The following is a 23,064-nucleotide window of genomic DNA, read 5'->3' as shown; positions in this document are numbered from 1 at the left end:
GGTCAGGACTCCTTGACCGCGATGGTCTCCACCGTGTTGGCGACGTGCTCGAACGCGTCGGCCGCCTCTTCCAGCACGTCGACGATCTGCTTGAGCTTGAGCACCTCGATCGCGTCGTACTTGCCGTTGAACAGGTGCGCGAGCAGCTTGCGGTGGATCTGGTCGGCCTGGTTCTCCAGCCGGTTGACCTCGATCCAGTACTCGGTCAGGTTCGACATGGTGCGCAGGTTGGGCATCGCCTCGGCGGTCAGCTCGGCGGCTCTGGCCAGCACCTCGATCTGCTGCTCGACGCCCTTGGGCAGCTCCTCGACCTGGTAGAGGACGACCAGGTCGACGGCCTCCTCCATGAAGTCCATGATGTCGTCCAGCGAACCGGCGAGGGTGTAGATGTCCTCCCGGTCGAACGGCGTGATGAAGGAGGAGTTGAGCTGGTGGAAGATCGCGTGGGTCGCGTCGTCCCCGGCGTGCTCGGCCGCCCTCATGCGTTCTGCGATCTCGGTCCGGGTCGGCGAATCGGCCCCGAGCAGTTCCATCAGAAGCTTCGAACCGGTGACGATGTTGTCCGCGGATGCGGCGAACATGTCATAGAAGCTCGTCTCCCTGGGGGTCAGACGAAAGCGCACGTGAGGTCCTCGGGGTGCATGAGTTTCGGTCTCGTTGATGCTAGGTGCATCATCCGGCCGCGGCTAACCGGCGTCCACCAGTGTCGCCCATCGGACGAAGTCCCCCTGACAGGGGATGCCTCGCACAGGGTATCGATTCGGTAAGCTATACCCATCGGGGGTATAACGGGACAGAAGGGCGGGCATGCGGATGGCCACGGAAGGCGTCGCCGGGGAGATTGTGAAGCCGCACGGGCCGCATGGCTACAGCCATGACAAAGAGTCCCATCTGAAACGGCTGCGCAGGATCGAGGGTCAGCTGCGCGGACTGCAGCGGATGGTCGAGGAGGACGTGTACTGCATCGACATCCTCACCCAGGTCTCGGCGAGCACCAAGGGGCTGCAGTCCTTCGCGCTCCAGCTGCTGGAGGAGCACCTGCGGCACTGCGTGGCCGCGGCCGCGGTCGGCGGGGGCCCGGAGATCGACGAGAAGGTCGCCGAGGCGACGGCGGCGATAGCGCGACTGCTGCGCACGTAGTCGCGGCGCGCGCGGAAGCGGGGTCGCGGCGCGGGCGCGGTGCCGGGTGGCGGCAGGGCGCGGCGCGGGCGGAGGCGGGGTCGCGCGCGGGCGGGGGTAGGGGTGGGCTAGTTCGCCTGGGCCAGCGGGACCCGGGCGACCTCCAGCACCTCGTCGATCCGGTCGAAGCTCAACCGCTCCTCGACGGCGGCGGAAGCGGCGATCATCAGCTCGCCGCACAGATCGATCTCGGCCAGCGCCACTGGATCGTCCTGCACCGATGTCATGGGCGACGGCGCCATACCCGCACCACCTCCTCTACGCATCCCCGTACGCCTGCGAACGGCCGTCATCAAGCGTAGGGACCATACGTGACCCGGCGCATGGCACGGATGGACCATTTCCAGTAGGCCCGATCCGGCGGTGCCCCGGTCTACGGCTGGGCAGAAACGATCTTGCCGGTCCAGATGTCGGTACCGCCGGGCGTGGTCACCGCGACCGGGGTGCCGAACGCGTCGTAGGTCGTGGTGGAGACAACTGTCACATCCTGGCCGGCGGCCCCGGTGCTTTTCGGGGTGCCGGTGCCCTTGGCGCCCCCGGCGGTGCCCTTGCGGTCGGTGCTCTTGCCGTCGGCCGTGGTGCTCATCGTGAACCGCTCGGTGAGCTTGCGAAGCCGCCCCTGCGCGTCCAGCCACGCGTCGAACGGCACCCGGGTCACCGTGAAGCCCGCCGCCGCGGCGCTCAGCGGGCCGCGCACCGCGGGCGAGGCGATCCGGGCGGCCCTCGCGATGTCGGTGGTGCCCCGGAAGTGCCGCACCTGGACGCCTTGCAGCTGCTCGGTGCCGGAGTACGTCACGTCCTCGGCACCGCGCAGCAGTTCGGCGGCGGCCAGCGGTTCGGTGGCGCCGCCGGTGACCAGGTTCCCGTCGGGGAGGCGGGTGGTGTCCACCCGGACCCACTTGCCGGCGGGGACGCCCGCGCCGCGGTTCTTCATGTAGAGGGCGCCGGGCGTCATCAGTTCGGTGATCGGCTTGTGCTCCTCCTTGCCGACCGCGTCCTTGGGCAGCAGCACCACCACCTCGCCCCGCTGCTCGGCGTAGTCGAAGCCGCCGGTGCCGGTGATGGTGACCCAGGTGCCGCCGCTGGCCATCCGCATCGCGGTGACCACCTTCGAGCTGCCCGCTTTGACCAGGGTGTCGGCGGCGTTGGTGACGGCGCGGGTCTGGGCCGCGTCCGCGGGGGTCGAGCCGGCGGAGGTGCCCGCGGCCGGGCCGCCGCAGCCCGATGCCAGTGCGGCCGCGCACACCAGCGCGGCGGCCGCGGCCGCGGACCTCCGCGGTGTCGCGCGGCCGCGGTGCCCGTTCCGCCCGAGCTGCCCGTTCCGCCCGAGCTGCCCGCGGTCCGGGCGGTGGGCGTCCGTCGGCCCGCCGTCTGCTGTCGCACTCGTCGTGCCCGCCTCTGGGGTCACCGTTGCCACCATCGCCCGTCCATCCCTGCACCCGCCCTACCGGCTGGGTCTCACCGGGATAACGACGGTCTTGAGCGGGCCGTCACGCCCGTTACGGTGGAGTCGTGTCCGATGTCGGAACAACGGGGTGTGCCTCCGGCGGTGATGGCCGTCATGACGTGGCCGTCGTCGAACGGGGTGCCTTCGCGGTGGCGCGGTGCTCGTGCGGGTGGAAGGGGCCGGCTCGCCGGGCGCGGGACCGTGCTCGCCGCGACGCGGAAGACCACCCAAACTGAGGGCGCCCCTGTCCGCCCGCCCTGCCCCGTCCGAACGGTCCCCGGACCCCCCGCCGGTGGCCCCTTGCGCGCGGTTCCCCGCGCCCCCGGACTTGTGCGGCTCCTCCGCGCTTACCCCCGCCCGGGGTGCCTTGTCCGGACGGTTCCCGGACCCCCCGCCGGTGGCCACTTGCGCGCGCAGTTCCCCACGCCCCCGGACTTGTGCGGCTCCACCGCGCTTACCCCCCGCCCGGGGGTGCCTCGTCCGGACGGTCCCCGGACCCCCCGTCCGTAAGTGGCTGAGCGCGCCGTTGCCGGCTTTCCGTACCCGCTACGGGCTGGTGCGCTGCGGAGCAGGCGCACATACTCAGGGGCGCGGGGAACTGCGCGACCAGCCAACCTCCGTGGCGCACCGGGCCCGCCGGCCGGGCACCCGCGGCGGGTTCGGTGGGGCCACCGGCACATGGGGGCCGCCCAGCAAGTGATCGCAACCGGCAGAGGTGATGCGGCGTCTTGGGTTTCTGAAGGTGCGGGTGTGGCGGAACGCACCCGCCTCCAGGCCCGGGTTCGGGCCACACGCGTGGATGCGACGGTGGAACGCATGGGCCGGGGAGAAAACCGGAGCCGGATTGTCGGCAAAAGCCCCCGCAGGGTAAAGCGGCGGACCGCGCTGAAGGCGGGCGGCGGGGTGCTGGCCGCGACGGCGCTGAGCGGGTGCGGCGACGGCGGCGGGGACGACGCGAAAGCGCCCGCGCCCGCCTCGGGTTCGGGGACGCCCTCGTCCGCGAAGCCGACCGCGTCGGGCACCCCGTCACCGGTGAAGCCGGACTGGCCGGCGCTGGCGAGGTCGCTGGACGGGTCGCTGGTGCGCCCGCAGGACAGCGGGTACGACGTGGACCGCCGCCTCTACAACACCCGTTTCGACTCGCTCCGGCCGGCCGCGCTCGCGTATGTCACCGGCGCCGACGACATCCGCACCTGCCTGGAGTTCGCCCGCCGTACCGGCATCACGCCCGTCGTCCGCAGCGGCGGCCACTCGTACGCGGGCTGGTCCAGCGGCACCGGCCGGCTGATCGTGGACGTCTCGAAGCTCGACTCGATCCGGGTGAACGGCACGACCGCCACGATCGGCGCGGGCGCCAAACTCATCGACGTCTACAACACCCTTGCGCGGTACGGCCGGACGATCCCGGGCGGGTCGTGCCCGTCGGTGGGCGTCTCGGGGCTCACGCTCGGCGGCGGTCATGGCGTGATGAGCCGTTCGATGGGGCTGACCTGCGACAACCTCATCGGCGCGACGCTGATCACCGCGGACGGCCGTAGCCACGCGGTGTCCGCCGACGCCGAGCCGGACGTCTTCTGGGCGCTGCGCGGCGCGGGCAACGGCAACTTCGGCGTGGTGACGTCCCTGACGTTCGCCACCCACCCGGTGCCGGCCGTGGTCACCGGCTATCTGACCTGGCCGTGGAGCCGCGCCGCCGACCTGGTCGGCGGCTGGCAGAGCTGGGGTCCCGACCTGCCCGACCACATCTGGTCCGCGCTCGACCTGAACTGCACGGTCGGCCAGAGCCCCACCGTCTCGGTCGCGATGACCTCCACCGGTTCGCGCGACGACCTCGCCGCCGCCGCGGACCGGCTGGCCACCGCGGTCGGCGCCCCCGCCACCTCGGTGTCCCTGCGCCCGCACACCTACGTCGACGCGATGTTCTCCTACGCCGGCTGCGAGGGCCGCAGCGCCGCCCAGTGCCATCTCGCCCCGGTCGGCAGCCTGGAGCGGGACACGTACACCGCGCGCTCCGACTTCTACGACGTGAACCTGCCGGCCGGCGGCGTCCAGGCGCTGATCGGCCGGTTGCAGCAGCTCGCCGGCCAGTCCGGCGGCGGCGCCGGCAGCATCGCCCTCACCGCGCTGGGCGGCGCGGTCAACCGCCCCTCCGCCACGGCCACCGCCTTCTCCCACCGCGGCTCGCGCTTCCTGGCGCAGTACCTCGCCTCCCACGAACTGTCCGCCACCTCATGGCTGGACGACACCCACACGGCCCTGCGCCGCTACGCGTCCGGCGCCGCCTACCAGAACTACACCGACCCGTCGCTGACCGACTGGCGCACCGCGTACTACGGACCGAACGCCGACCGGCTGACCGCCCTGAAGAAGCAGCTCGACCCGCACCGCCTCTTCGACTTCCCGCAGGCGCTGTAGCCGCCGGCCCCGACCGTGCGACCCCGCCGCCACACCGTCCTTACGCCGCCAGGTCCTTGTCGGTGGAGCTGTGCCGGACCTTGCGTGGGCCCAGCCGCCTGGCCGCGGGGGCGGCGCGCGGTGAGGAACGGACCAGGACCGCGGCCCGGCCGCGGGCCACCCCGGTGGTGAGCCGGGTGAGCAGCGCGAGGGCGGGCGCGGTCAGCAGCAGCACGGTGGCGGCGCCGAGCGCGAACCCGCCGATCACGTCGGTCGGGTAGTGCGTGCCGACGTAGATGTCGCAGAAGCCCTCGGCGAGCGCGGCCAGCAGCGCGATCACGCCGAACCTGCGGTCGACGGTGAACAGCCCGACCGCGATGGCGGCGATGACGGCGCTGCGCACGCTGACGAAGGAGTAGCCGCCGTCGTGGACCAGCACATGGAGGCCGTCGTGGTCGGCGTAGGGGCGGGGCCGCTGGACGAAGGCCCGGATCGGCAGGTCGAGCAGCGTCGCGATCCCGGCCGCGAGTCCCGACCACAGCACGCCGGCGACCGCGGCCGGCGCGTCCTCGGCCCGCCGGGCCACCCGCCACCAGCACCAGACGGCCAGCACCAGGGCCAGGGCGACCAGGCCGTATCCGCCGGCCCACGCCACGGCCCGGTCGACGCCGTGCGAGGCGTGCCCGGACAGGCCGTTGATCCCGCGCAGCAGGCTGACGTCGGGGTTCACGGTGTCGCCTGTGACCTTCGCCATCGGGTCCACCCCTCGTCGGGCAACGCAACTGGAACGTGCGTTCACGGTCGGCTCGTGCGCAACCCCCGTCGCTTGCGTCTCGCGCCATTCTCCCCCGTACAACGGTCGGCACACTACGTAGCGTTCCGGTCTTCGCCAGATGATCACCATGCTGTTATGCAAGGGTGACCAGGGGGAACGGTCGAACGGCCGGAAACCCCCCAGCCTTGGGGCCGAGCATCACCCTGCGCACTCGCCACACGGGTGTCACCCGTCACAGGCCCCGGAGGCGACGGTCCGTCAGGACGGGGACGACGCCGGCGACGAGGTGGGCAGCGCCTGCGCCCCGCTCTCGGTGACCCGGGTCGCCCCGATGTAGTCGGGCGAGTCGATCGGGTCGAACCGGATCACCGCGCCGGTGTGCGGCGCGTCGATCATGTAGCCACCGCCCACGTAGATCCCGACGTGGTGGATGGAGCGCGGGTCACTCAGATCGTAGGCGAAGAAGACCAGGTCGCCCGGGAGCAGTTCGGCGCGGCTCGGGTGCGGCCCGGCGTTCCACTGGTCGTTGGCCACCCGCGGCAAGGTCACCCCGACCGCGTGGTACGACGCCTGCGTCAGCCCCGAGCAGTCGAACCGGCCGCCCTGCGCCGCCGTCCCCTCCCCGCCCCACAGGTACTTGGTGCCGAGCTTCGACTGCGCGTAGGTGATCGCGCCCGCGGCCTGCTCGGTCGGCTCCAGCCGCGCGACCGGCGCCGCGAAGCTCTGCGCCAGGGAGCGGATGGTCTTCACGTAGTTCTGCGTCTCGGCGTACGGCGGGACACCGCCGGCCTTGATCACCGCGTAGGCGCCGGCGTTGTAGGAGGCGAGCATGTTGTCGGTGTTGTCGCCCGGCACGTCCTTCACGTAGGCGGCGAGCTGGCAGTCGTACGTGGCGGCCGAGGGGATCGCGTCCTGCGGGTCCCACACGTCGGCCTTGCCGTCGCCGTTGCCGTCGATGCCGTGGGTGGCCCAGGTGCCCGGGATGAACTGCGCGATGCCCTGCGCGTCCGCCCCGCTCTGCGCGTGGGCGTTCCACCCGCTCTCCTGGTAGAGCTGCGCGGCCAGCAGCGACGGGTTGAGCGACGGGCACAAGTCGCCCCACTTCGCCACGATCGGCTCGTACTCGGCCGGCACCGAACCCTTGGCCAACGTCACCGCCTGCCCGTTCTCACCGTCCGACAGCCCCGCGGCGGCCGAGAACGTGCCCACCACGAGCAGCGCGAGGAACGAAAAGCACAGGCCCAGAGCGATGATGACGATGAGCCAGATCCGGCGCACGAGGTCCCCACCCTTCCGATCCTTGTACGATCCCGCCCTCTTCGTTGCCCTACGGTGATGCTCGTGATACACACAGTAGTCGTCTGTGTCCCTCGAACACCGGTCCGTCCCCAGTCTGACGGGTGCGGGCCGGATCACACGGACGATCCGCCGAGAAAGTCGCCCAGTCGACATCCAACAGCGGATTCCTCCGTCAAGATAGATGATGGCCCCTTGCGCCCCGGCGAGGGAGTCAACTGATCGAGCGGGGTGGTGAGTTACATGTTTCTGGCAGCGGCGAAGGGCGACATCAACACCATCATCGGTGGCATCGCCCCGGACTGGGGACCCTTCGGTTCCCTCGGCAACGAAGCGCGTGTGATGGTCGAGGTGGTCATGGCGGTGGCGATCCTGCTGTGCCTGGCCCTGGCCATCTGGGGCGCGGCCAAGCAGCGGATCGGCGCGACCGCGCTGCGCGACACCTTCAGCGCGGAGCAGGGCAAGGGACTGATCATCGCCGGTCTGACCGGCGTGTTCATCATCGGTTCCCTCGGCACGCTGTTCACCATCGTCTACGGGATGGCGATCTAGCCCGGCCCGACCGGAACCGCCGGACCGTCCTCCCGGCACCCCCGGGTGCCACTGTTCCCCTTACGGAGCCCGTCCCAGGCTCCACCGTCCCGACCGAGGCTGCGTGCTGATGCCCACTCAACCAAGCAGCGCTGTCGTCCTCCGCGACACGCTCCGCCGTGACACGCGCCGCCGCGGCGTGCCCGCGGCATCCCGGGGGGCGACCGCACGATGAGCCTCGGCCAGGACGGCCCCCCGACCCGGACCCGGATGCCCGAGGGCCACGGCACGCACGGCCAGGCCGGGCGACGCCCGCAGCCGCGGCGCGCGCTGGCCACGGTGGTCGGCGTCGTCGTCGTGCTCGTCGCGGCGCTGGCGTTCGCCACCCGCGGCGGCGGGTCCTCGTCCTCCACCGACGACGCCGGCTCCGGCTCCGGCGGGAGCGGCGGCGCGGGCTCCTCCGCGAAGAGCTCCACCTCCGCCACCGCGCCCACCGGCGAGAGCCCCGTCACCGGCAAGTCCGGCGGCATCCCCGCCGGGTTCGCCCACACCCAGCAGGGCGCCCAGTCCGCGGCGGCCAACTACGCGGTCGCGCTGGGCGGCGTCGACATGTTCAACACGACCGCCCGGCACCGGATCGTGGCGACCGTGTACGCCCCCTCGGCCACCGGGACCCTGCAGGGCTCGCTCGACCAGGCGTACTCCACGGGCGCGATAAAGGCCCTCGGCCTCAACCCCGACGGCTCCGCGCCCCAGGGACTGACCCTCGTCTCCCGGACGATCCCGGTCGGCACGAAGACCACCGCCGGCACCGCGGACGCGGCCACCGTCGAGGTCTGGTGCACCGCGCTGGCCGGCCTGGCCGGCAAGGACTCCACCAAGCCCGTCACGGCCTCCTGGTTCACCATCACCGAGAAGCTGGTGTGGGACACCTCGGGCACGTCGGGCGGCAGCGGCGGGGACTGGAAGATCGCCTCCTCCAGCCAGCAGGACGGGCCCGCGCCGGTCAGCGGAGACCAGCAGATCGCCACGGCGGACCAGATCGCGGGTGCCGTACAGCAGTACGGAGGGTTCACCTATGCGAGGTAGCGGCCGCGCCCGGCTCCTCCCCCTGTCGGCAGTCGTCGTCACGCTGCAGACGGCGCTGTGGACCCTCGCGACGCGCGCGATGGCGGGCCCTTCGGCCACGCCGACGCCGACGACGTCGGCGTCCAACGACACCTGCAGTCTGCTGTCGGGGCCCACGAAGGACTACTGCAACAGCGGCACGACCCCCGTCGCGCCGAAGGGAGACAGCGGCACCAGCAGCCTCGATCCCCTCGCCTCCCTCGGCAAGGGCTGCGCCGAAGCCGCCTCCTGGACGATCGACAAGCTCTCCACCGCGGTGACGAAGACGACCGAGGTGGACTTCACGAACACCGAGTTCCTGCGGCAGTACGCCGTGGTGTTCGCCGCCTCCACGATCCTGACCCTGATCCTGTGGCTGCTGGCGGTGGCCAAGCGCGCGGTGCGCGGGGTGCCGATGACCGAGGCGCTCACCGAGGCGGTCGGCTTCCTGTGGCTGACGGTGCTGGCCTCCGCCTTCACCCCGCTGGTGCTCTACACCGTGGTCTCGGCGACCGACGCGGTCACGGACGTGATCTCGTCGGGCACCAAGTCGAACACCGACGTGTTCTTCGGCTCGTTCTCCGGCGCCCTGAAGAAGGGCAACGACATCGGCGGCGGCCCGGTCATGCTGATCGTGGTCTCCCTGGTGTCGGTGCTGGCCGCGGGTGTGCTCTGGCTGGAACTGGTGATCCGCGCCGCGCTGCTGTACGTCGGCGCGCTGCTGGGCACCGCGGTCTACGCGGGCCTGGTGGACAAGAACATGTGGCACCACGTCAGGCGCTGGGCGGGCATCATGATCGCGGTGATCCTGGTGAAACCCGTGGTCGTGATCGTGCTGGGGCTGGCCGGCGCGCTGTCGGGGTCGAAGAACGGCCCGAACTCGTTCTCCGCGGTCGTGTCGGGTCTGGCGATCATCCTGCTGGCGATCTTCGCCAGCGCGATGATCTACCGGTTCGTGCCCGGCTTCGGCGACGACGTGGTGAGCCTGCGCAACAACCGCAAGGCCAGCGGCCAGAGTTCCGCGGCCGCGGTGATCTCCTCGCCGGCCGCGCTGGTCCGCCAGGGCATCACCACGCACAGCGCCCGCGGCGGCCCGCAGGAGCAGGCCCAGGGCGGCGGCCAGCCCGCCAACCCGGTGGCCGGCGGCATGGCCGCGCACAGCACCCGCGGCGGTGCGGGCGGCTCGGGCGGTTCCGGCAGCGGCTCCAGCGGCGGCTCCGGCGGCAGCGGCCCGCTCAGCGGCTCCCCGTACCGGTCCGGCTCCGGCCCGGCGTCGGGTTCGAACAAGGGCTCTTCCCAAGGAGGTGAGCGCCGGTGACGACCCAGCCGTTCACCCAGCCGCGCCGCACGTATCTGATCGGAAAGGCGCGGCCGAACGCCATCGTCGGCAAGAACCGGGAGACCGGCGAGATCGCGCTGATCATCGTCGGGGCGGCGCTGGGCATGATGTCCGGCCTGCTGATCCCTGTGCTGCTGCTGCGCATCGTCGGCCTGGTCGGCTGGCCGGTGCTGGCGCTGGCCGCGGTGTACATGCCCTACCGGCGGCGTACGTTCTACCGCTGGTTCGAGATCAACCGGGCCTACCGGCGGATGCTGCGGGTCGCGCCGGCGTACCGCTCCTCGGCGCAGGAGGCCGGCACCCGGATGGACGGGCGGGAGATCGAGGTCGGGCCGCCGCCGGGGATCGGCCGGATCACCTGGCTGGCCGCGCCGTTCGGGCCGGACGAGATCGCGGTGCTGCTGCACGTGGACCGCCGTACGGTCACCGCGGCGATCGAGATCGAGGGCCCGGGCGTGGGCCTGCGCGACAGCGAGGACCAGGAAGCCCTGGTGGAACGCTTCGGCACCCTGCTGAAGCACGTGGCCAACGGCGACGGCTTCGTGACGCGGCTCCAGATGCTCGCCCGCACGCTGCCCGCCGACCCGGACGCGCACGCCAAGGACGTGGCGCAGCGCGGCGAACCGGACGCGCCACGCTGGCTGCAGGACTCCTACGACCAGCTCCAGTCGATGGTGTCGACCTCCTCCGAGCAGCACCGCGCCTACCTGGTGGCGTGCATGCACTTCACCCGCGAACTGGCCGCCGAGGGCAACGCGATGGCCCGCGCGACCGTCGCCCGCGGCACCCGGGTGGACAAGGACGCCGGCCTGGCCGCGGTGATGGCCCGCGAGCTCAACGACATCTGCGCCCGCCTCGCCGAGGCCGACATCCGGGTCCGGCAGCCGCTCGGCCAGGCCCGGCTGTCGTCGCTGGTGCACTCGATGTACGACCCGGACCACCCGATCGACCACATCCAGGCGATGACCCGCCGCAACGCGTGGCCGGCCGAACTGGACGCCACCGAGCCGACGTTCCTCCAGGCGAAGACCCGGGAGTCGAGCACGCGCGCGCCCTGGCACCACGCCACGGCGTGGGTGAAGGAGTGGCCGATGACGCCGGTGGGCGTCAACTTCCTCGCGCCGCTGCTGGTGCACACCCCGGACGTGATCCGCACCGTCGCGGTCTGCATGGACCTGGAGCCCACCGACGTGGCGATCGAGCGGATGCTGACGGAGAAGACCAACGACGACGCCGAGGCGAGCCGGGCCGCGAAGATGAACCGGGTGGTGGACCCGCGGGACGTGGCCCACCACGGCCGGATCGACCAGCGCGGCGAGGACCTGGCCAGTGGCGCGGCCGGGGTGAACCTGGTCGGCTACATCACGGTGTCCGCGCGCTCCCCGGAAGCGCTGGCGCGCGACAAGCGCACCATCCGCGCTTCCGCCGGTAAGTCGTATTTGAAGCTCGAATGGTGCGATCGTGAGCACCACCGGGCATTCGTCAACACGTTGCCGTTCGCTACCGGCATCCGCCGCTAGCCCGCCCGGAGGAGGAGGCCACCGATGCCCATGCTGGACCCTCTGGCTGCGATCACGGACGCGTTCACCAGCTTCCTGTTCGGCCGGGTGGAGACCACCCGGCTGCCCGTCCGCACGTCCACCGGCCAGGCGCAGGCGGTGTACCTGCCGACCGCCGCGCCCGGCCTCGGCGACTCCGGTGTGATCATCGGACGCGAGGTGTACTCCGGGAAGGGGTACATCTACGACCCGTTCCAGCTCTACGGCCAGCAACTGCCGGCCCCGCACTGGCTGGTGCTCGGCGAGTCCGGCAACGGCAAGTCGGCGCTGGAGAAGACCTATGTGATGCGGCAGTTGCGGTTCAAGGACCGGCAGGTCGTGGTCCTGGACGCGCAGGGCGAGGACGGCGTCGGCGAGTGGAACCTGATCGCCCAGTCGCTGGGCCTGACCCCGATCCGGCTGGACCCGATGGCGGCGCTGGACGGCGGGATCAAGCTCAACCCGCTGGACCCGGCGATCACCGTCACCGGGCAGCTCGCGCTGCTTCGCACCATCATCGAGGTGGCGCTGGGGCGCGGCCTGGACGAGCGGTCCGGCTTCGCGCTGAAGGTCGCGCACACCTACGTCGCCGAGTCGGTGACAGACCGCCAGCCGATCCTCACCGACATCGTGGAACGGCTGCGGCACCCGGTGCCGGAGTCCGCCGAGGCGATGAACGTCGACCTGGACGACGTACGCGCGTGGGGCCTGGACGTGGCGCTGGTGCTGGACCGGCTGGTCGACGGCGACCTGCGCGGGATGTTCGACGGGCCGACGAGCGCGGGCATCGACCTGGACTCGCCGCTGATCGTCTTCGACCTCTCGCACATCGACCGGAACTCGATCGCGATGCCGATCCTGATGGCGATCGTGGGTGTGTGGCTGGAGCACACCTGGATCAGGCCGGACCGGAAGAAACGGATCTTCCTGGTCGAGGAGGCATGGCACATCATCAACTCGCCGTTCGTGGCGCAGCTCTTCCAGCGGCTGCTGAAGTTCGGCCGGCGGCTCGGCCTGTCGTTCGTGGCGGTGGTGCACCACCTGTCCGACGTGGTCGACGGCGCCGCCGCCAAGGAGGCGGCGGCGATCCTCAAGATGGCCTCCACCCGCACCATCTACGCCCAGAAGGCCGACGAGGCGAGAGCCACCGGCCGCGTCCTGGGCCTGCCGCGCTGGGCGGTGGAGATCATCCCGACCCTCACCCCCGGCATCGCGGTCTGGGACGTCAACGGCAACGTACAGGTGGTCAAGCACCTGATCACCGAGGCGGAGCGGCCCCTGGTCTTCACCGACCGGGCGATGACGGAGTCCTCGCAGGACCACATGGCCGGGATCGAGGCCGAGGCGGAAGCGGAGGCCGAGGCCAGGGCCGAGGCGCACGCGGCGCAGGTCGCCCTCGCCAAGCACATGGCAGACGACGCGGTGGCGTGAGGTCATGGCGGCGCGCACGAAGGAGAGTTCGGGGGGCCTGCCCGACGGCCTGATCGTCGGGATCATCGGCCTGCTGCTCGGCGTGACCCTGCTGGTGTGGACGGCGACCGGGATCTCCGGGGTGCTCGCGCACGGCGGCTGGCCGCAGGGCGTGCACTTCACCCGCACCCCCCGCGCGATGCGGTACCTGGTCACCCAGCCGCACGACATGGCCGCCGCATGGCCGCAGGTGCCCCGCGGGCAGTTGCCGGGGGCCGGGCTGTTCTGGTGGGTGCTCATCGGGGAGATCGTGGCGCTCTTCTCCTTCGCGATGTGGGTGCTCAACGCGGTGGCCCGGCTGCGCGGCAAGCGCCCGCCGCGCACCCGGACTCCCCGCCGCGCCAGGGCCGCACGCGTACCGCGACCCGCCGCGGCCGACGACGCGTACACGTACGACGAAGAGGACGAGGACGGCGCCGAGCAGGACGCGGCGCTCGCGGCCGGCAAGGGGGCGCGGACGCCGGCGGGCGAGGACGGCGGCGATCCCGCGGACGTCCCCGAGCCGCGCCACCACGCCGCCCCGCAGCCGTACGCCCGCTCCGGCGAGGAGAGCCTGGACGCCTGGTTCCGTACGGTGCCGCGGGCGGTGCCGCCCGGCGCCCCTGCGCCCGAGGACGCGCCCACCACGCAGTTCCCGCCGGTGCGCGCCGAGGACCTGGTGCCCGCCGGTGCCTCGCCGGCGGCCGCTCCCCCGCCACCGGTGACGGCCGCCACCCCGCTGGCCGCGCTCGCCGACGGCGAGGTCACCCGCACCTACGCGCTGTTCGCCGAGCCGCGCGGCGACAAGGCCAAGCGCGTGGTGCAGCCCGCCGTGCTGGCCGCGGCCGGACCGGTCGTGGTGACCACCGCGGACCCCGACACCTACCACCAGACGGCCGGGAACCGGGCGAAGCTCGGGCCGGTGCACGTCTTCGACCCGGCGCACCTGGTGGACGTGCCCGGGCGGCTGCGGTGGGCGCCGCACGGCGGGTGCGAGCGTCCGGACACCGCCCGGATACGCGCCGCCGCGCTGCTCGCGCCGCTGCGTACCGCCCGCGCCGACGAGGCGATCGTGCACGACGCGGCGGTGACGCTGCTGCGCTGCTGGCTGCACGCGGCCGCCGTGGACGGGCGGCCCTTCCGGCAGGTGCAGCGCTGGGCCGCGGGCGGGGCGAGCGCCGGGGAGGCGGTGCGGGTGCTGCGCAGCGACCGCGACGCCGCGTCCGGCTGGAGCGGCGAGCTGGAGTCGGTGCTGCACGCCCACCCCGAACGCCGGGACGCGGCACAGGCGTTGATCCGGCACACCCTCGAACCGCTCAACTCGGTGCACATCCGCGACGCGTGCACACCCGCCAAGTCCGGTGGCCTCGACCTGGAGTCATTCACCTCCGAACGGGGAACGCTCTATGTGGTGGGCGAACGGATCGAGGACCCGCGTTCCCATCCGGGTGCGATGCCCCTGCTGACCGCACTCGTCTCCAGCGTGGTCGAGCACGGCCGGCGCATGGCCGCAGGGTCACCCGCCGGTCGGCTCGACCCACCAATGACGTTCGTCCTCGACGACGTGGGCGCGCTCGCCCCGACCCCCGACCTGCCCGTGCTCCTCGCCGAGGGGCACGCCGCCGGGCTGCCGACCCTCGCGGTGCTGCGCTCGCCCGAACAGGGCACCGCGCGCTGGCAGTCACCGCTGTGGCAGCAGGCGGACATGCGGCTGGCGCTCGGCGACGCGACCGCCGACGCGCTGCCGCCGGCCGTGCCGGACGCGGTCCGCATCCGCTGAGCCGGCCGGCCGCGCACGCGGCCCGGGGCCGCACCCGGTTCCCCGGTGGCGGGCTCAGACCCGCGGCCGGGGCGGGGCCACCGACCCGCGCAGCACCGTGTGCGTGCCGAGCAGGTGCCGGCTCTGCGCGAGGGCGCCCGAGCCGCCGCCCTCGCCGCGGGCCGCCTTCTCGGCGAGCGCCAGCCGCACCGACTCCCGGCCCAGCTCGTACGCGGGGATGTTGACCGTGGTCAGCGGCGGGTTGAGGTCCTGGGCGAGGTCGTCGTTGTTGTAGCCGACGACGGAGACGTCCTGCGGGGTGCGCAGGCCGTACTCGCGCATCGCCGCCATCGCGCCCGCCGCGAGCTGGTCGTCGCCGGCGAAGACCGCGGTGAACTCCGGGCGGCCGCCGCAGCCGGCGAGGATACGCCGCATCTCCGCGTAGCCGCGCGCGCGGCCCAGGCCCATCCCGTCGATCCGCTCGGCGGCCGGGCCGAGGCCGTGGTCGGCCAGCGCCCTGCGGTAGCCGGCGATCCGCGGCTCGACGGTCGAGTGGCCCGGGATGATGCCGAGGTAGAGGATGTCGCGGTGCCCGGCCGCCAGCAGATGGCTGACCGCCGCGTACGCGCCGGCCTCGTTGTCGTACTCGACCACCAGCACCGGCATGTCGGGGCCGGGCGCGGGCCGCCCGCACAGCACCAGCCGGGAGTCGGCGGCGGCCAGGCCGTGCGCGTACTCGGTCAGCCGGGCCCGGTAGCGGTCGTCCTCGACGGCGCCGCCGACCAGCACCACGAACTCGGCGCGCTGCTCCCGCATCATCTGCACCAGCGCCAGCTCACGAGCCTCGTCCCCGCTGTGGCTGCACACCATGCACAGCCGGCCCCGGGCCGCCGCCTCCTGCTCCACGCCCTGCGCGACTCGGGCGTAGAACGCGCTGTCCACCGAGGAGACGATCACCGCGACGGTCTTCGGGCCGGTGCCGGCCAGCGCCCGGGCCCGGCCGTCGATGACGTAGTCGAGGTCCTTCACGGCCCGCAGCACCTTCGCGCGGGCCGCGGCGGACGTCGGGTAGTTGCCGGCCAGCACCCGGGAGACGGTGGCGACGGACACGCCCGCGCGGTCGGCGACGTCACGGATGGTCCGCCTGCCGCTGCCGCGCCCGGTCGCGCCCTGCCCCGCACCCGCGCCGGCACCCGTTCCCGCCCTGGCGCCCGACCCGGCGCCCGGCCCTGGTGAACTCTCCGCCATCCCCGCCATCCGAAGTCCCGTCGCAGCCGCCGCGCACCGCCGCGCCGCCGCCCAGCGTACTGGTGCCCCACCGGGCGGGGACGCTCCATGGCCGGCCGGCCCGGCGGTCGGCCACGATCGCGGGGGAAAGGGCACGCGGTCCTTGAACGCGATGACGTTTCCGGCCATCGCGCCGTACCGGAAGACCGGGAAGCAGACCGGCCCCGGCCCCGTCAGCACCAGCAGGACCAGGTCCCGCCGCAACCGTTTACGGCGGGCGCCACGAGCCCTGCGGCGCTCAGGGTGACACTGAATCTAAACCGGTTACTACGACAGATCAACCCCTCTGCCCGCCAGCCTCGCAGCTGAGCACAGCCGCCGCGAATGGCTGAACTTCGCGCACACCACGGCCGAATCGCGTTGCTCGGCGCGCCAGGCGCAGCAACGGGCGTTGACGCCACATGAGCGCCGACCTAGGCTTTGATCGTTGTGAAGTAACCGATTACACGAACCGGCGGGCGAGCGGGTGGCCCGTCGGCGACACGACCGACCGGCAGACCGGGCGGCCCGACCGACGCGGCGACTCGGCGGTTCGGTCGGCAGCACGTCGGGCACGTCGCAACCGGGGGCGCCACACGGCCCGCGCGCACGACGGGGACGACAGGCACCGGCGGAACCACGAGCACGACCACCACACGCGAGGAGCAGACATGGCGGAGCGGCCGAAGCTGGTGCTGGCGATGAAGCCGGACGTCCTGGACCTGGTCCTGCCCGCCTCGCTGCGCGCCCGGCTCGACTCGCTCGCCGACGTCCACCCCGGCCTGGTCACCGACCCGGCCGACCCCGACGCGGCCGACGCCCTCGCCAACGCCCAGGTGCTGCTGACCGGTTGGGGCTGCCCGGTCCTCGACGCCCCGACGCTCGACCGCATGCCGCGGCTGGCCGCCGCCATCCACGCGGCCGGCAGCGTACGCAGCCACACCACTCGCGAGGTCTGGGCCCGCGGCATCGCGGTCTCCTCGGCGGCCGACGCCAACGCGGCGCCGGTGATCGAGTACACCATGGCCACGATCTGGCTCGCGTCGCACCGCGCGCTCGGCACCGCCGCGGAGTACGTCGCCGGGTGCCAGCCCGCCTTCCGCCGCAGGCAGGGCTCCGACGGCGCGACCGTCGGCGTGATCGGCGCGTCCCGGATCGGCCGGGGCGTCATCGCGCGCCTGCTCACCGCCACCGCGGGCTTCCGGGTGCTGCTCGCCGACCCCTACGTGACCGCGGCCGAGGCCGACGCGCTCGGGGTCACCCTCGTCGACCTCGACGACCTCTGCGCGCAGAGCGACATCGTCACCGTGCACGCGCCCGACCTGCCGGAGACCCACCACCTGCTCAGCGCGGAGCGGCTCGCCCTCCTCCGGGACGGCGCGTCCGTCATCAACAGCGCGCGGGGGCGGATCGTCGACACGGACGCGCTCACGCGCGAGTGCGGGACGGGCCGGATCGACGCGTACCTCGACGTCACCGAGCCCGAGCCGCTCCCCGACGGCCACCCGCTTCTGCTCATGCGGAACGTGCTGGTCACCCCGCATATCGCGGGATGCCAGGGCAGCGAGGTGCAGCGGCTCGGCGCCTACGCGGTCGACGAGGTCGAGCGCTGGCTCAAGGGGGAGCCGCTGCTCGGCGGCGTCCAGGCCGCCGATCTGTCGCGGATCGCCTGACGGGACGCCCCGGGCGCCCCCGTCCGTCCCGCTCCGCAGCGGGGGCGACGCAGCTTCGTCAATAATTGCCGCACCGGCAATCTTGCCGCGACGGCAAGGTTATTCTAGGCTGCCCGCATGGCACCCGCAGATGATGAGCCGCCGACGACCGCGCACCCCGAACCCGGCCTCCGCGAACGCAAGAAGCGGGAGACCCGGGTCGCCTTGAGCCAGGCGGCGATCCGCCTGTGCGTCATCCACGGCTGGGCCGACGTGACGGTCGACCGGATCGCCGCGGAGGCGAACGTCTCGGTCCGCACGTTCCGCAACTACTTCTCCGGCAAGGCGGAGGCGATCGCCGCCAGCCACCTGGAACGGATGCAGCGGGTCGCCGACGACCTGCTCGCCCGCCCGGCCGGCGAACCGCTGTGGGACGCGCTGTTCCACGCCGTGGTGGGCCGGTTCGTGCCCTCGGACGACTCCGCGCCCCAGAACGAGCGGTGGCGTGAGGGCGTACGGCTGATGCTGGCCGAGCCCGCGCTGGCCGGCGAGATCGTGAAGGCGAACGCGGCGGCCCAGCGGGAGCTGGCCACGGCCGTCGCCCGGCGCACCGGCACCGATCCCGAGCGGGACGTCTACCCGCAGCTGGTCGCCGCCGTGGTCGCGGCCGGCAGCGCGACAGCCGTCGAACACAGCCTGCGCGCGCCCGAACCCGTACGGCTCAGCGCGGTCCTCGCCGAGGTCTTCGAGCAGTTGGCCGCCGGCCTGCCGGTCCCGTAGCCGGAAGCGGCGACCGGCCCGCTCCACTGCGGTGCCGCCCCTTTCCCGTCCGCACCAAGGAGACATGACCGTGACAGCCGATGTGATCATCGTCGGGGGCGGGCCGAACGGGCTGATGCTCGCCTGCGAACTGGCCCTGGCCGGCATCCGCCCGACCGTACTGGAGCAACTCCCGCAGCCCGGCACCGAACCCAAGGCCAACGGCCTGCTCGGCCAGGTGGTACGCCTGGCCGACCACCGCGGCCTGCACGAACCGCTCAGCGGCAGCCCGGAACCCCCGCGGCCGAACTCCGCGTACTTCATGTTCGCCGCGATGGGCCTCGATCTCGGCCTGCTGGACGCCAGCCCGGTCTTCGGGCTGGCCGCCCCGCAGCACCGCATCGTCCAAGTCCTGGAGGAGCGCGCCCGCGAGCTCGGCGTCGACCTGCGGCGCGGACACCGGGTCGGCGCCGTCGCCCAGGACGACGCGGCCGTCGCCCTCGACGTCACCGGCCCCGACGGCGACCAGCAGCTCCGCGCCCGCTACGTGGTCGGCGCGGACGGCGCGCACAGCGTGATCCGCAAGCTGTCCGGGATCGGGTTCCCCGGCGTCAGCTACGACCGCCGCACCAACCGCACCGCCCACGCCACTCTCCCCGCCGGGTGGGTCGACCCGGCCAACGGCGCCCTCACCGTCCCCGGCCACCCGCCGGTCCTGCCCTTCCTGCCCCACCGCACCGACCAGGGCGGCTTCTCCTACGCGCCGTTCCCCGGGCAGCCGCCGCTGGTCAGCACCACCGAGTGGGACCAGCCCGCGACGGACGAGCCGATGACCCTGGCCGAGATGGAGTCGAGCATCCGGCGGGTGCTCGGCGTCGCCCTGCCGCTCGGCGCGCCGGACGGCACGGGCCCCCACGTGCTGCGGCGGCTGAACGGCGGCAACACCCGCGTCGCCGACCGGTTCCGCGACCGCCGGATCTTCCTCGTCGGCGACGCCGCCCACGTCTATACCTCCGGCGGCGGCCCCGGCCTCAACCTCGGCCTCCAGGACGCCGCGAACCTCGGCTGGAAGCTCGCCGCCGCGCTGCACGGCACCGCCCCCTCCGGCCTGCTCGACAGCTACGACACCGAGCGCCGCCAAGCCGCCCGGCGCATGGTGCTCAATGCCGAGGCCCAGTCCGCACTCACGGCACCGGGTAGCGACACCACCGCCCTGCGCGAACTCTTCACCGAACTGCTCACCCGCAAGCAGGTCGTCCAGCACCTCGCCGACCTCACCGCCGGCACCGACGTCCGCTACGACATGGGCCTCGCCGACCCCCACCCCGCGGTCGGCTACTTCGCCCCGGAGTTGACGCTGATCACCGGGACGGGAAAGGTCCGGCTCGCCGAACTCGCCCGCACCGCACGTCCCTTGCTCCTCGACCTGACCGAGGACCGGTCACTGTCGGCCGCCCTCCCGGCCGGCCTGTCAGCCGTCGACCTGGTCACCGCCCGAAGCGCCGACCCGGCCGGCGACCTCACCGGCCTGCTCGTCCGCCCCGACGGCTACACCGCCTGGGCCTGTGCCTCCCCCACCCCGACCCCTGAGGACCTGACCGCCCTGCGCACGTCCCTCGCCCACTGGTTCGCCGCCTGACCGACCCCACCCCGCACGACCCCACCCCGCACGACCCGGCCCCGCAAACGGCGCCGAATGCGGCGCCGAAAGCCGTGGCGAAAGCCGTGCGACCGGCCACGATCGTGCCGTGGCCGGTCGCACGCTTCAGCCCGTACGGAGAGATCCCCGGGGCCGGTGACGCGTCGGACGCGTGCTAGTCACCACCGCCGCCGCCGGAACCGCCACCGTCCCCACCGCCGGAGCCGCCACCACCGTCGCCGCCGCCGGAACCACCGCCGTCACCGCCACCGCCGTCACCGCCGCTGCCGGAACCACCGCCGTATCCGCCGGACCCTTCGCCACCGCCGTCGCCCCCGCCGTAACCGCCGTCGGAGGAACCGCTGTTGCCGCCGGACGCCGAGGAACCGCCGTCACCGCCGCCGTAGCCGCCGTCGGAGGAACCCCCGTCACCGCCGGCCGCGGAGGCGCCCGAGGCACCGGAGTCCCCGGCGGACGCTCCATCGGCAGAGGAACCGTCGGCGGAGGACCCGTCGGACGAAGCTCCGTCGGCGGAAGCTCCGTTGTCGCCGGCGTCACCGGCATCCCCGGCGGCAGCAGAGGAACCGTCGTCCCCCGCGTCACCGGCGTCGGCCGAAGCAGCGTCGGACGTACCGTCGTCACCGGGTGCGGACGCGGCTGCCGCGTCCCCAGCCGGAGCGGCCGCCGCCGCAGGAGCGGAGTCGGCGGGAGCCGAGTCGGCCGGGGCCGAGGCCGGTGCGGAGTCGGCCGGGGCCGAGGCCGCCGGAGCCGAGGCAGGTGCCGAGTCGGCCGGAGCCGACGCGGGCGCGGAGTCCGCCGGAGCCGAACTCGTCGTCGTGGTCGCCCCCCAGGGCGATCCGAGCATGGCCCCGGGCGTACCGGCTATCGCCCCGCTGTAGGCGCTCGCGGAGACGCTCGTCCCGGGCGGCCCCGAGATGCTGGCCGGCGCCGCGCCGGGCGCCTGCGCGGTGGCCGTACCACCGTTGGGCGCCGAAGCGGTCGCCGAGGAGACACCACCGAGCGGGCTGCCGACACCGGTGGAGGTGGCGGAGGTCGGCCCGGAGATGCTGGTGGCGGACGCCTGTGCCTGGCTGCCGCCGGCGTCGGTGCCGGCCGCGGACGTACCGGCCGCCGACGTGCTCGCGGACGAGCCGGACACACCGACCCCGGCCTTGCCTGCGCTCCCGAGCGGCCCGGAGGCGGCGCTCGCGGAGGTGTTGCCGCTGGGGCTGGAGGCCGCGGCGGAGGAACCGGCCGGACCGGAATCCGCGTTGGCGCCCGAGAAACCGCCACCCTTGGTGCTCGCGGAGGACGCGGCCCCGTTCTGGCTGGACCCGCTGGTCGCACTGGCGCTCTGCGAACCGCCGGACGCCTCGGCGGACGAAGTCCCCTTGCTGGTCGAGGCGTTGGAGTTGGCTCCCGCCCCGCTGCCGGTGGCCGAGGCGTCGCCGACCGACAACCCGCCGCCCGGCCCGGCCTTGGACGCGCCCGCCCCGGCCGAATTCGTTCCGCTGCCGTAGGCCGAGGCGCCGGCCCCGGTCTTCCCGTCGCCGACGCTCATCCCGGCCGATGCCGGAGCGCCGTTGGAACTGTTCCCAAAGGCGGTGCCGAGGCCGATCGCCCCGGACTGGGTGCCGCCGCCGGTCCCGCCCAGCCCGGCCTTCCCGCTGCTGTCACTCCCGTACGAGCCCGCCTGCGCCCCGCCGTTCGCGTCGGACGGATCGGCGAGCGCGCCTCCGGTCAGGTGCAGGACGCCCACCACGGACGCGACCGTCAGGATCGACGCCCGCCGCAGCGCCCGCCCGCGGACACTCCCGCGCCCGTGCGCGCGAGCCGGGGGCGCGACCACGTCGGACGTATCGGCCCGCGACGGACGCTCCTCACCCTCTAACGAACTCTCAGACGACGCATCTGTGGCCATGCGCGGCTTCCCTTCGTTGACGCGTCCGGAACGCGTTACCTCTGGCACCGGTGTCCTCTGTGGCACCGGCCGCACCGCCACCCTCCCGCACCGTCTCCCCCGCGGCAATGGCCCCGCGCCCACTCCCGCAGAGCCCGCGGCGGCCCGAAGAACGGCGCCGGCCCGTGCTCATACACCAACCGGCTGCCCGACCCCCGAACACGGAAACCGAACGCGAACTGAACGCGCACCGAACGTTGTCCGGAGCGGCGCTTCGGAGCTGCTCTGCGGAGCCGGCCTGGGTATCGATACGGCCGCAGGTCCGCCGACCGCCGCAACGCTCAGCCCGTTCCGCGCACTCGGCTCGCCCGGCTCGCCCGGCTCGCCCGGCTCGCCCGGCTCACGGGCGGTCGAGCGCCAGCTCGTACTCCGTGAAGGACGGGTCCAACGGCGACCGCATCGTCCTGCCGGTCCGCTCGAAACCCAGCCTCCGATAGAGCGCCTCGGCCCTCGGGTTCTTCTCGTGCACCCACAGGTGGACCCGGTCGGCCCGCTGCCAGGCCCACTCCAGGGCGGTCGCGAACAGCCGGTCGGCCACGCCGTGTCCGCGGGCCTCGGGCACCAAGTAGACGGCGTTGACGCTGAGATAGTCGGGACGTTCGACGACCACCACGGCCATCCCCACCCAGCGCTCCGCGGTACGGTCACCGCCCTCCCCGTCGCCGCCTTCCGTGGCCACGGCCACGAACTGCTGCGCGCCGGCCCCCGACGCACGCTGCCGCCAACGGTCCTCGGTCATCGCCGCCTCTTCGGCGTAGGTCCGGGCGAACGCCACCGGGGCGAGCTCGTCCTGGAGCGCCGCCAACCGCAGCTCACGGCTCTGCCGCCACTCGGCCGACAGTACCGGCCGTATCTCGTACCCCATGGATCGGACCATACAACGCAAAAAAGCTCGGGTCCCCCGAATTAATCGGGGGACCCGAGCTGAAAAATTGTTCGGCGGTGTCCTACTCTCCCACAGGGTCCCCCCTGCA

At 73.2% G+C, this 23,064-nt stretch carries 19 protein-coding genes; 11 read left to right on the top strand and 8 right to left on the bottom strand.

Annotation, left to right across the window (positions count from 1 at the left end; genetic code table 11):
• Window positions 1-2: 2 nt before the first annotated feature.
• Window positions 3-623: a DUF47 family protein gene (locus tag ACIPAE_RS33415; protein ID WP_329366287.1), complete on the bottom strand. Its 621-nt coding sequence runs from the start codon at window positions 621-623 to the stop codon at window positions 3-5.
• A 184-nt stretch (window positions 624-807) separates the two neighbouring features.
• On the opposite strand from ACIPAE_RS33415, the gene ACIPAE_RS33410 reads away from it, so the two are divergent.
• A complete protein-coding gene (locus tag ACIPAE_RS33410) occupies window positions 808-1,140 on the top strand; it encodes a metal-sensitive transcriptional regulator (RefSeq protein WP_329366290.1) in 333 nt (110 codons plus the stop codon).
• Window positions 1,141-1,247: 107 nt separating this feature from the next.
• On the opposite strand, the gene ACIPAE_RS33405 is transcribed toward ACIPAE_RS33410, so the two are convergent.
• Both ACIPAE_RS33405 and ACIPAE_RS33400 read right to left on the bottom strand, forming a co-directional pair.
• On the bottom strand, window positions 1,248-1,421 hold the full coding sequence (locus ACIPAE_RS33405; RefSeq protein WP_329366291.1) for a hypothetical protein: 174 nt from the start codon (window positions 1,419-1,421) through the stop codon (window positions 1,248-1,250).
• A gap of 131 nt (window positions 1,422-1,552) precedes the next feature.
• On the bottom strand, window positions 1,553-2,428 hold the full coding sequence (locus tag ACIPAE_RS33400; protein ID WP_402450587.1) for a hypothetical protein: 876 nt from the start codon (window positions 2,426-2,428) through the stop codon (window positions 1,553-1,555).
• Between the two features lie 1,014 nt (window positions 2,429-3,442).
• Here ACIPAE_RS33400 and ACIPAE_RS33395 point away from each other — a divergent pair.
• Window positions 3,443-5,041 (top strand): FAD-binding oxidoreductase, encoded by a 1,599-nt coding sequence (locus ACIPAE_RS33395; protein ID WP_402450440.1) that lies wholly within the window; start codon window positions 3,443-3,445, stop codon window positions 5,039-5,041.
• 40 nt (window positions 5,042-5,081) lie between these two features.
• Here ACIPAE_RS33395 and ACIPAE_RS33390 read toward each other — a convergent pair whose 3' ends face one another.
• Together ACIPAE_RS33390 and ACIPAE_RS33385 are read right to left on the bottom strand one after the other, a co-directional pair.
• Window positions 5,082-5,774 (bottom strand): phosphatase PAP2 family protein, encoded by a 693-nt coding sequence (locus ACIPAE_RS33390; protein WP_402450438.1) that lies wholly within the window; start codon window positions 5,772-5,774, stop codon window positions 5,082-5,084.
• A gap of 279 nt (window positions 5,775-6,053) precedes the next feature.
• Complete coding sequence (locus ACIPAE_RS33385; RefSeq protein WP_366413530.1) at window positions 6,054-7,073, bottom strand: bifunctional lytic transglycosylase/C40 family peptidase; 1,020 nt, start codon at window positions 7,071-7,073, stop codon at window positions 6,054-6,056.
• A gap of 261 nt (window positions 7,074-7,334) precedes the next feature.
• On the opposite strand from ACIPAE_RS33385, the gene ACIPAE_RS33380 reads away from it, so the two are divergent.
• The 6 genes from ACIPAE_RS33380 to ACIPAE_RS33355 all read left to right on the top strand — a co-directional run bounded on the left by ACIPAE_RS33380 (window position 7,335) and on the right by ACIPAE_RS33355 (window position 14,835).
• Entirely contained in the window at window positions 7,335-7,643 is a 309-nt protein-coding gene (locus ACIPAE_RS33380) for a hypothetical protein (RefSeq protein WP_328467452.1), read from the top strand.
• A gap of 210 nt (window positions 7,644-7,853) precedes the next feature.
• A complete protein-coding gene (locus ACIPAE_RS33375) occupies window positions 7,854-8,711 on the top strand; it encodes a hypothetical protein (RefSeq protein WP_366413529.1) in 858 nt (285 codons plus the stop codon).
• Window positions 8,701-10,047, top strand: a complete 1,347-nt coding sequence (locus ACIPAE_RS33370; protein ID WP_402450435.1) for a hypothetical protein — start codon at window positions 8,701-8,703, stop codon at window positions 10,045-10,047. Before ACIPAE_RS33375 ends, ACIPAE_RS33370 begins: the two co-directional genes overlap by 11 nt.
• On the top strand, window positions 10,044-11,588 hold the full coding sequence (locus ACIPAE_RS33365) for an SCO6880 family protein (RefSeq protein ID WP_329366304.1): 1,545 nt from the start codon (window positions 10,044-10,046) through the stop codon (window positions 11,586-11,588). Before ACIPAE_RS33370 ends, ACIPAE_RS33365 begins: the two co-directional genes overlap by 4 nt.
• Before the next feature lie 30 nt (window positions 11,589-11,618).
• Window positions 11,619-13,037 (top strand): ATP-binding protein, encoded by a 1,419-nt coding sequence (locus tag ACIPAE_RS33360; protein WP_328467444.1) that lies wholly within the window; start codon window positions 11,619-11,621, stop codon window positions 13,035-13,037.
• 4 nt (window positions 13,038-13,041) lie between these two features.
• Entirely contained in the window at window positions 13,042-14,835 is a 1,794-nt protein-coding gene (locus tag ACIPAE_RS33355; protein ID WP_402450432.1) for a type VI secretion protein, read from the top strand.
• Between the two features lie 54 nt (window positions 14,836-14,889).
• Here the strand turns inward: ACIPAE_RS33355 and ACIPAE_RS33350 are convergent, their stop codons facing one another.
• Window positions 14,890-16,062: a LacI family DNA-binding transcriptional regulator gene (locus tag ACIPAE_RS33350; protein WP_402450430.1), complete on the bottom strand. Its 1,173-nt coding sequence runs from the start codon at window positions 16,060-16,062 to the stop codon at window positions 14,890-14,892.
• A 689-nt stretch (window positions 16,063-16,751) separates the two neighbouring features.
• Between ACIPAE_RS33350 and ACIPAE_RS33345 the strand changes: the two genes are divergently transcribed.
• From ACIPAE_RS33345 to ACIPAE_RS33335, 3 genes are all read left to right on the top strand, one after another.
• On the top strand, window positions 16,752-17,753 hold the full coding sequence (locus ACIPAE_RS33345) for a hydroxyacid dehydrogenase (protein ID WP_402450427.1): 1,002 nt from the start codon (window positions 16,752-16,754) through the stop codon (window positions 17,751-17,753).
• Between the two features lie 117 nt (window positions 17,754-17,870).
• A complete protein-coding gene (locus ACIPAE_RS33340; protein WP_329366312.1) occupies window positions 17,871-18,512 on the top strand; it encodes a TetR family transcriptional regulator in 642 nt (213 codons plus the stop codon).
• A gap of 64 nt (window positions 18,513-18,576) precedes the next feature.
• A complete protein-coding gene (locus tag ACIPAE_RS33335) occupies window positions 18,577-20,130 on the top strand; it encodes an FAD-dependent monooxygenase (protein ID WP_402450425.1) in 1,554 nt (517 codons plus the stop codon).
• A 175-nt stretch (window positions 20,131-20,305) separates the two neighbouring features.
• Here ACIPAE_RS33335 and ACIPAE_RS33330 read toward each other — a convergent pair whose 3' ends face one another.
• Complete coding sequence (locus ACIPAE_RS33330) at window positions 20,306-21,892, bottom strand: hypothetical protein (RefSeq protein WP_402450424.1); 1,587 nt, start codon at window positions 21,890-21,892, stop codon at window positions 20,306-20,308.
• Between the two features lie 538 nt (window positions 21,893-22,430).
• Entirely contained in the window at window positions 22,431-22,955 is a 525-nt protein-coding gene (locus ACIPAE_RS33325) for a GNAT family N-acetyltransferase (RefSeq protein ID WP_402450422.1), read from the bottom strand.
• Window positions 22,956-23,064 lie beyond the last annotated feature (109 nt).

Origin of the sequence: Streptomyces sp. NPDC087270 (assembly GCF_044744625.1) — a bacterium.
GTDB lineage: Bacteria > Actinomycetota > Actinomycetes > Streptomycetales > Streptomycetaceae > Actinacidiphila.
This window is presented reverse-complemented; position numbering and strand designations above follow the sequence as displayed.

What these genes read in the sequence shown, in the direction of transcription:
- ACIPAE_RS33410 (WP_329366290.1), top strand. Translation starts at nt 808, where the DNA reads ATGCGGATGGCCACGGAAGGCGTCGCCGGGGAGATTGTGAAGCCGCAC.
- ACIPAE_RS33405 (WP_329366291.1), bottom strand. Translation starts at nt 1,421, where the DNA reads ATGGCGCCGTCGCCCATGACATCGGTGCAGGACGATCCAGTGGCGCTG.
- ACIPAE_RS33395 (WP_402450440.1), top strand. Translation starts at nt 3,443, where the DNA reads ATGGGCCGGGGAGAAAACCGGAGCCGGATTGTCGGCAAAAGCCCCCGC.
- ACIPAE_RS33390 (WP_402450438.1), bottom strand. Translation starts at nt 5,774, where the DNA reads ATGGCGAAGGTCACAGGCGACACCGTGAACCCCGACGTCAGCCTGCTG.
- ACIPAE_RS33380 (WP_328467452.1), top strand. Translation starts at nt 7,335, where the DNA reads ATGTTTCTGGCAGCGGCGAAGGGCGACATCAACACCATCATCGGTGGC.
- ACIPAE_RS33375 (WP_366413529.1), top strand. Translation starts at nt 7,854, where the DNA reads ATGAGCCTCGGCCAGGACGGCCCCCCGACCCGGACCCGGATGCCCGAG.
- ACIPAE_RS33370 (WP_402450435.1), top strand. Translation starts at nt 8,701, where the DNA reads ATGCGAGGTAGCGGCCGCGCCCGGCTCCTCCCCCTGTCGGCAGTCGTC.
- ACIPAE_RS33360 (WP_328467444.1), top strand. Translation starts at nt 11,619, where the DNA reads ATGCTGGACCCTCTGGCTGCGATCACGGACGCGTTCACCAGCTTCCTG.
- ACIPAE_RS33355 (WP_402450432.1), top strand. Translation starts at nt 13,042, where the DNA reads ATGGCGGCGCGCACGAAGGAGAGTTCGGGGGGCCTGCCCGACGGCCTG.
- ACIPAE_RS33350 (WP_402450430.1), bottom strand. Translation starts at nt 16,062, where the DNA reads ATGGCGGAGAGTTCACCAGGGCCGGGCGCCGGGTCGGGCGCCAGGGCG.
- ACIPAE_RS33345 (WP_402450427.1), top strand. Translation starts at nt 16,752, where the DNA reads ATGGCGGAGCGGCCGAAGCTGGTGCTGGCGATGAAGCCGGACGTCCTG.
- ACIPAE_RS33340 (WP_329366312.1), top strand. Translation starts at nt 17,871, where the DNA reads ATGGCACCCGCAGATGATGAGCCGCCGACGACCGCGCACCCCGAACCC.
- ACIPAE_RS33335 (WP_402450425.1), top strand. Translation starts at nt 18,577, where the DNA reads ATGACCGTGACAGCCGATGTGATCATCGTCGGGGGCGGGCCGAACGGG.
- ACIPAE_RS33325 (WP_402450422.1), bottom strand. Translation starts at nt 22,955, where the DNA reads ATGGGGTACGAGATACGGCCGGTACTGTCGGCCGAGTGGCGGCAGAGC.